This window comes from Ekhidna sp., from assembly GCF_965227465.1.
Classification (GTDB): Bacteria; Bacteroidota; Bacteroidia; order Cytophagales; family Cyclobacteriaceae; genus Ekhidna.
The window spans coordinates 3,142,546-3,155,948 of record NZ_OZ245746.1; the positions used below are offsets into that span (position 1 = coordinate 3,142,546).

At 40.0% G+C, this 13,403-nt stretch carries 11 protein-coding genes; 8 read left to right on the forward strand and 3 right to left on the reverse strand.

Annotated features, from left to right (window positions below; all coding sequences use genetic code 11):
- Positions 1-63: 63 nt before the first annotated feature.
- From secA to ACO05G_RS13925, 3 genes are read left to right on the forward strand one after another with little or no spacing between them, the layout of a single operon-like run.
- Positions 64-3,417, forward strand: coding sequence for a preprotein translocase subunit SecA (gene secA / locus ACO05G_RS13915; protein WP_421763297.1), 3,354 nt, complete (start codon positions 64-66; stop codon positions 3,415-3,417).
- Positions 3,399-3,893 carry an SPOR domain-containing protein gene (locus ACO05G_RS13920; protein WP_421763298.1) on the forward strand — a complete coding sequence of 165 codons (495 nt, stop codon included), beginning with the start codon at positions 3,399-3,401 and terminating at the stop codon, positions 3,891-3,893. The genes secA and ACO05G_RS13920 overlap by 19 nt, the downstream gene beginning before the upstream one ends.
- A complete protein-coding gene (locus ACO05G_RS13925; protein ID WP_421763299.1) occupies positions 3,886-5,076 on the forward strand; it encodes a M20 metallopeptidase family protein in 1,191 nt (396 codons plus the stop codon). Before ACO05G_RS13920 ends, ACO05G_RS13925 begins: the two co-directional genes overlap by 8 nt.
- Here ACO05G_RS13925 and ACO05G_RS13930 read toward each other — a convergent pair whose 3' ends face one another.
- Positions 5,077-6,240, reverse strand: coding sequence for a porin (locus ACO05G_RS13930; RefSeq protein ID WP_421763300.1), 1,164 nt, complete (start codon positions 6,238-6,240; stop codon positions 5,077-5,079).
- 199 nt (positions 6,241-6,439) lie between these two features.
- Here ACO05G_RS13930 and ACO05G_RS13935 point away from each other — a divergent pair, with 199 nt between their 5' ends.
- Genes ACO05G_RS13935 through ACO05G_RS13950 form a run of 4 tightly spaced genes read left to right on the forward strand, consistent with a single transcriptional unit; the run spans position 6,440 to position 10,041 of the window.
- Positions 6,440-8,155 carry a Na/Pi cotransporter family protein gene (locus ACO05G_RS13935; protein ID WP_421763301.1) on the forward strand — a complete coding sequence of 572 codons (1,716 nt, stop codon included), beginning with the start codon at positions 6,440-6,442 and terminating at the stop codon, positions 8,153-8,155.
- Positions 8,152-9,321, forward strand: a complete 1,170-nt coding sequence (locus ACO05G_RS13940; RefSeq protein WP_421763302.1) for a Na/Pi symporter — start codon at positions 8,152-8,154, stop codon at positions 9,319-9,321. The genes ACO05G_RS13935 and ACO05G_RS13940 overlap by 4 nt, the downstream gene beginning before the upstream one ends.
- Before the next feature lie 23 nt (positions 9,322-9,344).
- Positions 9,345-9,704, forward strand: coding sequence for a hypothetical protein (locus ACO05G_RS13945; RefSeq protein ID WP_421763303.1), 360 nt, complete (start codon positions 9,345-9,347; stop codon positions 9,702-9,704).
- Complete coding sequence (locus ACO05G_RS13950) at positions 9,682-10,041, forward strand: hypothetical protein (RefSeq protein WP_421763304.1); 360 nt, start codon at positions 9,682-9,684, stop codon at positions 10,039-10,041. The genes ACO05G_RS13945 and ACO05G_RS13950 overlap by 23 nt, the downstream gene beginning before the upstream one ends.
- Here ACO05G_RS13950 and ACO05G_RS13955 read toward each other — a convergent pair.
- Together ACO05G_RS13955 and ACO05G_RS13960 are read right to left on the reverse strand one after the other, a co-directional pair.
- A complete protein-coding gene (locus ACO05G_RS13955) occupies positions 10,038-10,952 on the reverse strand; it encodes a helix-turn-helix domain-containing protein (RefSeq protein ID WP_421763305.1) in 915 nt (304 codons plus the stop codon). The genes ACO05G_RS13950 and ACO05G_RS13955 overlap by 4 nt on opposite strands.
- Before the next feature lie 114 nt (positions 10,953-11,066).
- Entirely contained in the window at positions 11,067-12,206 is a 1,140-nt protein-coding gene (locus ACO05G_RS13960; protein ID WP_421763306.1) for an acyl-CoA dehydrogenase, read from the reverse strand.
- A gap of 164 nt (positions 12,207-12,370) precedes the next feature.
- On the opposite strand from ACO05G_RS13960, the gene ACO05G_RS13965 reads away from it, so the two are divergent.
- Positions 12,371-13,342 carry a hypothetical protein gene (locus ACO05G_RS13965; protein ID WP_421763307.1) on the forward strand — a complete coding sequence of 324 codons (972 nt, stop codon included), beginning with the start codon at positions 12,371-12,373 and terminating at the stop codon, positions 13,340-13,342.
- Positions 13,343-13,403: the final 61 nt, after the last annotated feature.

Sequence of the window (13,403 nt, forward strand, 5' to 3'; positions counted from 1 at the left end):
TTTTAAAAAGAATTTAGAACGTGATTTCATTTGAAATCTGTGTAGATAAAAGATAATTTTTCAATGCTAGACTCGATAACGAAGGGATTCGCCAAAATCTTTGGCACAAAGACAGAGAAGGACCTTAAAGAACTTACCCCATTTGTAGGTCTCATCAATACGGAGTTTGAAAAACTCAAAAACATTACTGATGACCAATTGAGAGGGAAGACTACTGAGCTAAAGTCAACCATTAAATCCCATTTAAAGGATATTGATGATCAAATCGCTGCGTTGCACAAGCAAGTAGACGAGGACAGATCGCTGGATGTTCACCAAAAGGAAGAAATATTTGCTCAGATAGATAAGCTGGAGAGTGATCGGGATGAGGAGTTGGAAAAAGTATTAATGGACATTCTTCCACTCGGCTTTGCTGTAGTAAAAGAAACAGCCAGAAGATTTGCTGAAAATGAAAAGATCGTGGTTACTGCAACACTCCATGATAAAGAAATTGCAGCCAAAAAAGACAATGTAGAGATAAGCGGAGAAACAGCTACCTGGAAAAACAAGTGGAATGCCGCTGGAAATGAGGTAGTGTGGAACATGGTTCACTACGATGTTCAGTTGATTGGAGGGGTGGTGTTGCATCAGGGTAAGATTGCGGAAATGCAAACAGGTGAAGGTAAAACCCTGGTTGCCACATTGCCGGCATACTTAAATGCCCTTGCTGAAAGAGGCGTTCATATTGTAACTGTAAACGACTATCTCGCTAGAAGAGATGCCGAGTGGAACGCTCCTATTTTCGAGTTTCACGGATTGAGGGTGGATTGCATAGATAATCATCAGCCTAATTCCCCTGAACGAAGAAATGCCTATTTAGCTGACATCACATACGGCACAAACAATGAGTTTGGCTTTGATTACCTCAGGGATAACATGTCCAGGAGTCCTGAAGAGTTAGTACAGAAAAAACATCACTATGCAATGGTCGATGAGGTAGATTCAGTACTTGTTGATGATGCAAGAACTCCACTTATTATTTCCGGCCCTATTCCTAAGGGCGATGAGCACGAATTCTATGATTTGAAGCCTAGAATTCAACGATTGGTAGATGCCCAACGAAAAATAGTAAGTGACTACCTAAATGAAGCAAAAAAATTAATTAAGGAAGGTAAGGAAGGAGAAGCCGGACTACCGCTGTTCAGAGCCTTTAGAGGTCTACCCAAAAGCAAGCCGCTCATCAAATTCATGAGTGAAACTGGTATCAAGCAAATCCTTCAAAAAACAGAGAACATTTATCTCGCCGATAATCAAAAAAGAATGCCAGAGGCTGACGAACCTCTGTACTTTACGATTGATGAAAAGATCAACAGTATTGATCTGACAGAAAAAGGACTTGACTTGATCACTGGAGAAGGTGAAGACACCAACTTCTTTATCCTTCCTGATATTGGAGATGAGATTGCTAAGCTTGAAAAAGATGAAGCACTTGAAGAAACAGATAAACTTCAAAAGAAGGAGTCAATCATTCGAGACTACAATGTAAAAGGACAAAGGATTCACTCGGTAAATCAGCTCCTGAAAGCATACTGTATGTATGAAAAAGATACCGAGTATGTGGTCATGGATGGTAAAGTTAAAATCGTTGATGAGCAGACAGGTCGTATCATGGAAGGTCGTAGATACTCTGACGGATTGCATCAGGCGATTGAAGCTAAGGAAAATGTAAAGGTGGAAGACGCAACACAGACGTATGCGACCATCACCTTACAGAACTACTTTAGAATGTACCATAAACTTGCCGGCATGACAGGTACTGCCGAAACTGAGGCTGGTGAATTTTGGGACATCTACGAGCTGGATGTAGTGGTCATTCCTACCAATCGTCCAATTTCAAGAAAGGATGAAAACGATAAGGTTTATAAAACCATCCGTGAAAAATTCAACGCTGTAGCAGAAGAAGTTGTTGAGCTGACTCAGGCTGGAAGGCCTGTCCTTGTGGGAACAACTTCAGTAGAGATATCTGAGCTTCTAAGTAGAATGCTCCAGATGCGAAACATCAAACACCAGGTTTTGAATGCCAAGCAGCATGCCAAGGAAGCGGACGTAGTAGCTGAAGCTGGGAAACCAGGAGCAGTCACCATTGCAACTAATATGGCGGGTCGTGGAACAGATATAAAACTGACTGATGAGGTTAAACAAGCAGGCGGACTTGCAATCATCGGTACAGAAAGACATGAATCAAGACGAGTAGACAGACAACTAAGAGGTCGTTCGGGTAGACAGGGAGATCCTGGTTCTTCTCAATTCTATGTGTCTTTGGAAGACAACCTGATGCGATTATTCATGTCTGACAGGGTTGCCAAAATAATGGACCGCTTAGGTCTTCAGGAAGGTGAAGTGATCCAGCACTCAATGATTACCAAATCAATAGAGCGTGCTCAACGAAAGGTAGAAGAGAACAACTTCGCTATTCGTAAAAATCTTCTCGAGTACGATGACGTAATGAACAGTCAGCGTGAGGTTATCTATAAAAGAAGAAAAAATGCCCTTTATGGAGAAAGACTCGAGCTGGACATTTTAAATATGTTGCTAGAAACATGTGAGGACATCATATTCAATGCAAAAGCAACAAACGATCTGGACAGCCTTAAGCTTAATGCCATTTCCATCTTAGGATTTGACTTCACTATTTCTCAAGAAGAACTTGAAAAAACTGATGAGAATGTCTTGGCAGAAAAGCTATATAATGAAGCACTAAATAGTTATCAGCAAAAGAACCAACTTATAAGAGATAAGGCGCTTCCAATTCTTAAGCAGCTAAACCTTACCCGAGGAGCTACGCTGGAAAACGTGCTTGTTCCCTTCACAGATGGTAAAAAACAAATCGGCACCTCGGTAAATCTCAAAAGAGCCGTTGAGACTGAGGGTGAAGAGGTCATCCTTGAAATGGAAAAAATGATCGCTTTGGCAACCATAGATTTACTATGGAAAGAACACCTGAGAGAAATGGATGATCTACGCCAGAGTGTGCGAAATGCTCAATACGAGCAAAAAGATCCACTTTTGATCTACAAATTCGAAGGCTTTGAGATGTTCAAGCGATTCATCGGCAAGGTCAATGAGGAGACGATCTCATTCCTGATGAAAGCAGAAATTCCGGTTGAGCAAGCTGATGATGTTCAGGCTGCTCAAAAACAACGGACCGCTCGTAATTATCAGGAGCAAAAAGAAGAAAGCAGATCTGCTCTTGCAGGACCACAGGGTGGCAACAGACCACCGGTGCAGCAGCAGACGCAACCCGTGCAGTCTCAAAAGATTGCAAGCAGAAATCAGCGTGTCAACGTTCAATATGCGGATGGGTCTGTGAAGAAAGACGTTAAATACAAGACAGTAGAAGACGATATAAAAAACAATAAATGCGTACTTATCGACTAGTCATACTTCTTTTCCTGGCAGCTTGTAAAGCCACTACCCCAACCTCGACCAGTAAATACTCTGAAGATCTTAGTATTCACAGGAAAGCACTGAGTGTGGATAAAAAAGATAGTGTGAATGTGAGTCAGGAGCTGGTTTCCGAGCCTTACACCCCCCTCACAGGTCACATTAGCATGGAGCTGGACAGTATTGCTAAGATTGCATATCTGGAAAACAAAGCAGGGAAGTACGTCGATGGGCACATCATACAAGTTTATTCTGGGAATAGCAGAGACGAGGCGAATGAAGCTCGCTCAAAAATGTATGAGTTTTTCCCAGAATTGGAACCAAAAATAAGCTACCACCAGCCCAACTTTCGCGTAAAGGCAGGCAGATTCACCAATCGGTTAAAGGCCAACAGGGTATACGAACAAGTGAAGGAGGAATTTCCAAAGGCACTTTTAATACCTGAAAGATTCTTACAAAAATATGAGTGACCTGATTCAAAAAATAAAGTCACTTTCAGAGACACATTTTGAAGAAATTCTAGAGGTTAGAAGACACATACATGCTAATCCTGAGCTTTCTTTTCAGGAATTTAATACCGCAAATTTTATTGAATCAAAACTCAAAGAGTTTGGAATTAATGATATTCAAAGGATAGCAGAAACTGGCGTTACTTTTTGTCTGGAAGGAAAAGACAAAGGTAAGACGATTGCCCTACGGGCAGATATTGATGCACTTCCCATTAAGGAAGCAAATGATGTTCCATATCAATCAAAAAATGAGGGCGTCATGCATGCATGTGGGCATGATGTACACACTTCCAACCTTCTGGGTGTAGCGAAGATCTTGAATCAACTTACAGATCAATTCAATGGAACAGTAAAGTTTATTTTCCAGCCAGGAGAAGAAAAGTCACCTGGTGGAGCATCCATCCTTATTAAAGAAGGAATCTTAAAAAATCCTGAACCAGAAAAGATTCTAGGGCAGCATGTAATGCCACTCATCACTGAAGGCAAAGTTGGTTTTAGAAAAGGGAAATACATGGCCAGTGCCGATGAGGTCTATCTCACCATAAAAGGTAAAGGCGGGCATGCAGCCATGCCTGAAAGTTTTGTGGATCCGATAGCAATTGCCAGTCAAATCATTGTCTCGCTTCAGCAGATTGTAAGTAGAATGGCTAATCCAAAAATTCCATCCGTCCTATCGTTTGGAAAAATTGCAGGGGGGAATGTGAATAACGTCATACCGAATGAAGTCAAAATTGACGGTACATTCCGGACATTTAATGAAGACTGGCGAAAGCAAGCCCTTCAAAAAATAAAAGACATTTCAAGCGCTATCGCAACTTCTATGGGCGGATCGTGTGACGTTCACATCGCTTCAGGTTATCCTTTTTTAGTGAATGACGAAGATTACACACAAAAAAACATAGAAGCAGCAAAGACCTATATGGGAGAAGAAAACGTCGTAGAGTTAGACCTTTGGATGGCAGCTGAAGACTTTGCATTCTATACCCATGAAGTTCCGGGATGCTTTTATCGGCTTGGAACAAGAAACGAAACCGAGGGCATCACATCAGGGGTTCATACCCCTACCTTCAACATTGACGAAAATGCATTGAAAACTGGCATGGGTCTTATGGCATACCTGGCGATCAATGAACTCAACTCCTGATCAAAGTGCAAACTCTGTCTGGAATCTGAATATCAAATACTCAGTAGTTTGGCCGGGAAAAGTCTGATAACTAATATCTGTTTGAAATTTTAGATCATGACCTGAAATATACCTGGACACGCCTAATGTATACTCTTTTTGATCTGCAAAAACCGATTGATTTGCATCCGCATCGATCGTGGTGAATCGGCCAGCAATCTCCCAGTTTGATGGCATCAGATAACCCGCCTGAAATACAAAGCCAGTACCCGTTCCAAAACTATCATTATTTCTATCTACAGACCGTGAAACAAACTCTGACATAGCTGACATTCCTTTGTATTTAAACATCATGTCAGCAATAAATGACTTGATGTCGCTAGCGATGTATTCACCCTCTGCATCTACATTGAAACCTCCAAGGTTCCCTCGGGAACGAATGGCATTCGTATTTATATCACCTGTAATTCCAATAGACAATTTTGGCGTTTCTTCTCTTTGAATATCAGAACCGATATAGTCTCCTTTACCAACAAAAGTTCCCAGCGGTAAAAATTCCAGTCTTCCTGTTATCTCGTATCCGTTTTTTTGATTTCTGGAAATCACATTCCTTCCTTCACCAAGAGAAATTGCTAGCATCTGTCTAAACTGATTGGTAGCATTTTTATGTCTTAACTGAATTCCCACATCACGATCTAAGTTAAATCTTGAGTTGACCAAACTTCGATCAACAAATTGCAAATTTTGTGATGATATCACCCGCTCTCTGTTACCTGGCAATTTTGTTTGACCATACCACACATACCAGCCTTTGGCGAAATTCCATTTGGCAACTGCATCAAGCACAATATTGGCTGTATTGCCAAATTCACTTGCATGACCACTTCGATGATCTCTGTTTGAAACTGCAAGTTCTACCTTATAGACTATGCTTGGGTCAATTGCCCAACCATCAAACTTTAGCCTGGATCTCCTTACGAGTAAAGCATCTTCGTATGTGTCGGTATCCAAATTGTACCGTCCATCATAAAGCGTTTGAAATCTGAATCCAAACTTTAGTGCAAAAGTTGAATCTTTAGCAATAAGGTTTAATCTTTTACCCCATGAGGTTGATACAGGATCCTGGGCGTGAACATGAAGTAGTATAAAGGCGGAAAAAAGTAGAGTAGAGTAGATTTTTTTCATTCCAGCAATTTTATAAGCTGCAATGTTACCTAAACATTAACTAAATATTAAACAGGATTCATCAGGCCAACTATCGAGAGGTCATATTTATCTTTTAAGAAATTGATTATCAATTAGTTATTAATGTGTGTTTATTAAATATTGCCGTAATACTCACGACACATTAGAATTTTATCTTTGCGGCAAATCTTGAAAGACTATGCAATACGGATTGTTAGAATTACTTAACCTACTAGGTGCACTCGGCTTCTTCATCTACGGTATGAAAGTCATGAGTGAGGGCATCCAAAAAGTAGCCGGAGCAAAAATGAGAAACATTCTCAGCTCAATGACTTCTAATCGTTTTAAAGGAGTCTTTACCGGCTTTACCATCACTAGCTTGGTTCAGTCTTCTTCTGCGACCACTGTGCTTGTGGTCAGCTTTGTAAATGCAGGACTTCTGTCATTAACGGAATCAATTGGTGTCATCATGGGTGCCAATATTGGTACCACAATCACTGCATGGTTAATTTCAATTGTTGGATTCAAAGTTAAAATAGCTAGTTATGCCTTGCCGATAATTGCCATTGGTTTCCCATTGATGTTTTTTAATCGTGAGCGATTAAAGTTCTGGGGCGAGGTACTTGTGGGTTTTGCACTTCTTTTCATGGGACTCGCCTTGCTAAAAGACTCAGTTCCTGATCTTAAAGCAAACCCTGAAATTCTTGAATTTCTTAGTAGATATACAGATTTAGGTTATCTATCCATTCTCTTATTTGTTTTGATTGGTACGGCTCTCACTGTGATCGTTCAGTCTTCCAGTGCAGCAATGGCACTTACACTTGTAATGGCAAATAATGGATGGATTCCGTTTGAATTGGCAGCTGCAATGGTACTTGGTGAGAATATTGGCACCACAATTACCGCAAATCTTGCGGCCTTAGTTGGAAATGTTCATGCAAAGAGAGCCGCGTTATCGCATTTGATATTCAATCTATTTGGTGTGCTATGGATCCTTATTCTAATCAGACCAGCACTAAGCTTAGTGGATTGGTATTTAGTCTCAAGCGGATCAGATTCTCCATTTGCTACGGCAACAAGTATTCCAATCGCACTATCTATATTCCACTCGACTTTTAATATTCTAAACACCTTATTACTTGTCTGGTTTGTCAATTTCATTGCCAAAACTGTTACTCGTGCCATCAAGTCTACAGGTGAAGATGAATTCTCTTTGGAATACATCAGCACTGGTATGATGAATACCTCCGAGCTATCCATTGAAGAAGCTCGAAAGGAGACGGTAAGAATGGGTGAAATGACACAGAAGATGTCTAAGCAATTCCAAAATCTGATTGTGGAAGACAAACCTAAGAAGCAGAAAAAGCTCCTCAAGAAGATCAGGGATTACGAAATCATCACTGACAGAATGGAGCAGGAAATAGGCGAATACCTAATGAAAGTTTCTTCTGAGGGTACCTTAAGTAATACAAGTGCAATTAAGGTAACTAGCCTGCTTAGTTCGGTCAATGACCTGGAGCGAATTGGAGATATCTTTTTCCAAATGTCGAGAGATGTTGAGCGTATTTTGAAAAGTGAGAAAAAATTCAAAAGTAAGCAGGTGAAAAACCTTCAGGAGATGATGGAGCTTATAGATGAAGCTCTGCTAATCATGTATAAGAATTTAGATTCAACCGAAAAAGTAAACTCACTTGAGCCAGCAATGATCGTGGAAGAAAAGATTGATTCATTGCGAAATTCCTTGCGGAAAGATCTGACCAAGGATATCAAGAAGGATAAGTATGATCCGCAGAGAGACGGATGGTACAAAGATCTCTTCCATCTATGCGAAAAGGTTGGTGATCATGCCATCAACGTTTCGGAAGCGATGACGGGAGAAAAAGAGCGTGAGCTAAAAGAAGAATTAGAGGGATGATAAACGACCTTCTCCTGTCATCTGACATGGAAAAAACTAATTATCAAACCATATTGTCAAGGACAGTCGTCATTGTCTGCTCCATACTTATATTCCTGCTGTCTATAGAATTGATGGGAATATCAATTGGTGAGATGACTGGGGGAATGATTGAGAGCATTTCTGCAGTGACTGCCAATCCATTCATCGGTTTATTCATTGGTTTGCTATCCACTGCGTTGTTACAAAGTAGTTCTACGACTACTTCCATCGCCGTGGCTACAGTGGCATCCGGAGCATTGAGTCTTCAAAATGCCATTCCGATTATTTTGGGCGCCAACATTGGAACCACGATTACAAGTACGATCATTTCAATGAGTTATATTTCCAAGAAAAAGGAATTCAAGCGGGCTGTTGCTGCCGGCACATCACATGATTTCTTCAACATTCTAACGGTCCTGTTACTTTTTCCTTTAGAAGTGAAATATCATTTTCTGGAAAAACTTAGCGCGTACATTTCTTCTTCTATTTATATAGCAAAAGAAACTGGAATTGAAAGTAGTTCTTTCGGACTATCCCTTTTTGAAACCTCTACTACATGGCTAGTGTCGACTATTGGCCCAATCCTCACATTATTGATCGGGATTTTACTCCTTTTTGCTTGCATCAAGTTTATCTCAAAATGGCTGTATAAGATACTTATAGGAAAAACGAAGGATAGATTCGAGAATGTCGTTTTTAAAAACAAATACCGGGCTTTTGGCTGGGGGTTAATCATCACTTCCCTTGCTCAGTCAAGTTCACTGACTACTTCCTTAATTGTACCGCTAGTCGCAACAGGAAAGGTTAAGGTGAAAAAGGCATTCCAATTTATTCTTGGCGCTAATATTGGAACTACCATTACAGCCTTATTGGCTGCTATTTTTCAGTCCGAAGCTGCAATTAGTTTAGCAATCGTCCACTTACTATTTAACCTTATTGGGGTCATCATATTCTTCTTAATTCCATACGTATCTCAAATACCCGTGTTAATAGCAAAGAGGTTAGGGAGAATTACCATGAAGGTTCGATTGGTCGGTTTTGCGTATATCCTATTTGCATTCTTTTTACTGCCCTTCACACTGATTTATTTCTCGAATAATTCCGAAAAATCAAAAGATCCCGTAGAAATAAAATCAGAAGGTTAGTTTTGTGAACAAACAAGCTAAATATGGCATCTTCTGCTAGAAAGGTGATTGACAATATCGTAGAGTTTATTGAGGTGAAAACGGAGCAAATAAAGCTTCGTATTATTGCCAGAATAGCTCGGATGCTTTCAGGTATTTTTGCACTTTCCATGGTGGCGGTATTCGGCCTTTTCTTCCTGTTCTTTTTGAGTATTGCATTTTCAGAGATGATAAATCTGGGACTTGAAAGTACCTATCTGGGATATCTTATCATTTCAGGAGCTTACCTCCTCATTATAATTGTAGTTATTCTCCTTGTCAAAAGCAGGAAGTTGCAAAAATGGATTGAAGCATTGATTATTAAATTAGAGGAAGCAAAATATGAGCAAGAAAGAGACAATTAAGGATAAGGTAAAATCCTTGGAAGAACGTGAGAAAAAAATTAAGCTTCAACTTGATGCTGACTCTGATGAAATGAAGGAGAAAGCAATGAGAATCGGTAAGATCGCGCTAATAACAGGAGTAGTTACTATTCTGGGTTACTGGATCTTTAATGTCATTTTTAACGATGATGATGAAGAGAATGAAAAACCTAAGAAGAAGAGAAAGACGCAAGGTCAAGGCATCACATCAAGATTGACAGCTTTAGCCATTCCTTACATCGAGCGGATTATCGAAGGAGTAATTGATGAAAAGGAGGATGAGGACGAGAATGTTGTTGCTAAAGAAAAAGAGAATTAAACGTTCATCAACGACTCTCTCCGCCTCATCTTACCGGCAGGTATGCCAAACATCATTTTAAATCGTCGACAGAAATAGGCAGTGTCTTTATAACCAACCTCTTTGCCTATATCACGGATACTTTTCTTACTGGTGCGAAGCAAGTTAACTGCTGCTTCCATTCGTTGATACTCGATGTAATCCTGCGGATTGATGCCAGTTAACATCTTAAAGTACTGCCCCACATAATCTTCAGAAACATTAGCCACATTGGCTAAAACCTTGTTGGATAAGTCGTCGGATAGGTTTTCCTTGATGAAAGTGAAGATGTCGATGAGCCGCGGATCTTTAAAGTATGTGCTATTTGTTGCCAATTTTTCAACAAACAGGCTGTTATTGAGAATATACCTAATAAGCTCTATGGTCATATTCTCGGTCAACACTTTAACAATACGATCACGACCCGGCATACTGTCCTTAACCTCATCATTAATTTGCTTGATTAGACCAGCCAGCTTGTAATTTTCTTCAATCTTGAAGCAGGGAATATCCAGGGAAGAGAAGAAGTTTACTGAATCAAAAGCTTTAGCATCAAAAGCTACATAGCTGTAATGCTCGTCACCCATGGAATGCTCTCCATAAGACTTCAGAAATTGGTCTTTATTTGTCAGGAAGTCATCTTTTGATAGAATGGTTGGAGTGCCAGTACCGTAGCTCATGGAGATAGGTCTACCTCCGGGCACGAAGATTACATCTCCTGCCGAGGCTCTTTCTTTCTCCTTACCAAATTTGATTTCACCACCTGTGACAAGTATGAGGTAATTCTCTACTTCATAGTTATTATCGATAGTAACCGGCTTTAAAATATTAATATTTTTAGCCTTGATATATCGAATCTCAAGTGATTCAATGATTTTGTTGTAATCCTCCATTTATAAATAAAGCTGGTTAATCTATTAATAAATAGTAAAATAATAGGACGAATCTAATAATATTCACCCTCAAAACCTAATAGATGGAGAATTGCTCAGTCGGAAAGTATTGAACTATTTCAATAAACCACGAGAAATAACAATCCGTTGTATTTCAGAAGTCCCTTCGTAAATCTGAGTGATTTTAGCATCCCTCATCAACCTCTCTACATGAAATTCCTTCACATATCCATAACCTCCATGTATTTGTACAGCCTCCACAGTCTGTGTCATAGCTACTTCAGAGGCAAATAGCTTGGCCATTGCTCCTTCTTGTGAAAAGTCCTCACCTGCATCTTTTTTTTGTGCAGCTTTCAGGCAAAGAAGTCTTGCAGCTTCGACTTGAGTTGCCATATCGGCTAGCTTAAATTGAATGGCTTGGTGCTTTGAAATTTCCACGCCAAAAGCTTTTCTTTCTTGCGAGTATTTCAATGCCAATTCAAGAGCTCCTGAAGCAATTCCTAAAGCTTGTGCAGCTATACCTATTCTTCCACCATTCAGCACACTCATAGCGAACGTAAATCCAAATCCGTCCTCTCCTATTCTGTTTTCTTTAGGAACCTTCACATCTTGAAACATGAGTGAATGAGTATCGCTACCTCTGATCCCCAGCTTATCTTCCTTTCTCCCTACGGTGAAGCCTTCCATTCCCTTCTCAACAATGATCGCGTTTATCCCTTTATGCTTTTTCTCCGCATCGGTTTGGGCCATTACAATGTAAAAAGAGGCAGAGTTTCCATTGGTAATCCAATTCTTTGTCCCATTGAGTAAGTAATGATCTCCTTTATCTTCGGCCGTTGTTCTTTGCGATGTTGCATCAGATCCGGCTTCCGGTTCGGAAAGACAAAAGGCACCAATTTTTTGACCACTAGCCAATGGTTTAAGGTATTTCTCTTTCTGCTCTTCTGTTCCATATTTTTCCAGTCCCCAGCACACCAAAGAGTTATTTACCGACATACAAACTGAAGTAGATGCATCTATTTTAGAGATTTCTTCCATCGCCAAAACGTATGAAACGGTATCCATTCCACTCCCCCCGTATTTTGGATCTACCATCATCCCCATAAAACCAAGCTCACCCAATTGCTTTATTTGCTCAGCAGGAAATTGTTGCTTCTCATCACGTTCAATAACACCAGGTAAAAGTTCCTTTTGTGCAAAATCTCTTGCTGCATCTCTTACCGCTAATTGCTCCTCAGTAAAATTGAAATTCATATCTTGATTTATGTTTTTAAGAATCGGCCGCAAATATATTCAATTGACTGCAGCCACTAATAAAAAACTAATTCTAACTAGTTTTTGTTGGTATTGAACGAAACGGATACTTAGGGTGTCTTTAGAGTCGTTAACTTTATCACTTTATATCAAAAATCACATTTATGAAGAAAATTAAATTGAAATTATTACCAATAGTTTGTGTTTTAGCTGCGTTTGTCATCACAAGTTGTGGAAAGGATGATGCTATTTCGGCCGTTCTTCCTTCTGTAACTGTTTCAGCTACTGTTGATGGTGAAGCATTAGCAAGTGGAGAAGAGGTAGCAGTTGGTTCCGCTGTTGTTTTGAACATCTCAGTCTCTGCACCAGGTGGTGTAAATGGACTTGACGTAAACGGTACTTCTTACAGCAGAGCTGACCTGGGAGCTGATTCAGGCGATACCTCAGGTAGCCTAGCACTTAATATAACTGCTCCTACTGTTGATCAGATTGGCAATACAGCTACTTTCGAAATCGAAGCGGTTGATGATTTAGGTCAAACTTCAGCGGTGGTGACATTTACCTATGACATTATTGCTGCTCCATCTCCGGATGCTAGACCTTACACAGCAGTTCTTTTGGCTGCTCCACAAGATGATTCAGGTGTTAAATCTTCATTGACTTTTTTTAGTACAAATACTGGGGATAGATACTCAATGGATCAAGTCAATGATACTTCTGATCCGTTATCGGCAGACATTGATTTTGGATACTTTTACGGATCTGGAACAGGAGGAACAGCGGCTACTCTATCTGATCCTGCAAGCTATCCGTTCGATTATGGTCAATCAGCATGGGGCACTAGAAATTCAACCACTTTCCGACGAACTTCTTTAAATGCTGCTGCTTTTAACGAAGTAACTACATTTGCTGACATTGATGACGTTTATGAGGCTGCTGAAGCTGCTGATACTGATCCAGGTATAGAAAGTGGATTGGTTGAGGGTGAAGTTCTAGCCTTTGCAACTGATGCATCGAAATCTGGAGGTTCTAAACGAGGGTTAATTTTAGTAAATTCAATTGCTGCTGGAGACGGTCCTACTGGTGAAATTAGCTTAGAAATTCTTGTGCAAGAGGAAATAACAACAACCAATTAATAAATACTTTAAAATCACAAAAAAAGGGAAGCATAATATGCTTCCCTTTTTTTATTATTGT

Excerpts from the sequence above, each read along its gene's own strand:
- secA (WP_421763297.1), top strand. The coding sequence starts at position 64 with ATGCTAGACTCGATAACGAAGGGATTCGCCAAAATCTTTGGCACAAAG.
- ACO05G_RS13920 (WP_421763298.1), top strand. The coding sequence starts at position 3,399 with ATGCGTACTTATCGACTAGTCATACTTCTTTTCCTGGCAGCTTGTAAA.
- ACO05G_RS13925 (WP_421763299.1), top strand. The coding sequence starts at position 3,886 with ATGAGTGACCTGATTCAAAAAATAAAGTCACTTTCAGAGACACATTTT.
- ACO05G_RS13930 (WP_421763300.1), bottom strand. The coding sequence starts at position 6,240 with ATGAAAAAAATCTACTCTACTCTACTTTTTTCCGCCTTTATACTACTT.
- ACO05G_RS13935 (WP_421763301.1), top strand. The coding sequence starts at position 6,440 with ATGCAATACGGATTGTTAGAATTACTTAACCTACTAGGTGCACTCGGC.
- ACO05G_RS13940 (WP_421763302.1), top strand. The coding sequence starts at position 8,152 with ATGATAAACGACCTTCTCCTGTCATCTGACATGGAAAAAACTAATTAT.
- ACO05G_RS13945 (WP_421763303.1), top strand. The coding sequence starts at position 9,345 with ATGGCATCTTCTGCTAGAAAGGTGATTGACAATATCGTAGAGTTTATT.
- ACO05G_RS13950 (WP_421763304.1), top strand. The coding sequence starts at position 9,682 with ATGAGCAAGAAAGAGACAATTAAGGATAAGGTAAAATCCTTGGAAGAA.
- ACO05G_RS13955 (WP_421763305.1), bottom strand. The coding sequence starts at position 10,952 with ATGGAGGATTACAACAAAATCATTGAATCACTTGAGATTCGATATATC.
- ACO05G_RS13960 (WP_421763306.1), bottom strand. The coding sequence starts at position 12,206 with ATGAATTTCAATTTTACTGAGGAGCAATTAGCGGTAAGAGATGCAGCA.
- ACO05G_RS13965 (WP_421763307.1), top strand. The coding sequence starts at position 12,371 with ATGAAGAAAATTAAATTGAAATTATTACCAATAGTTTGTGTTTTAGCT.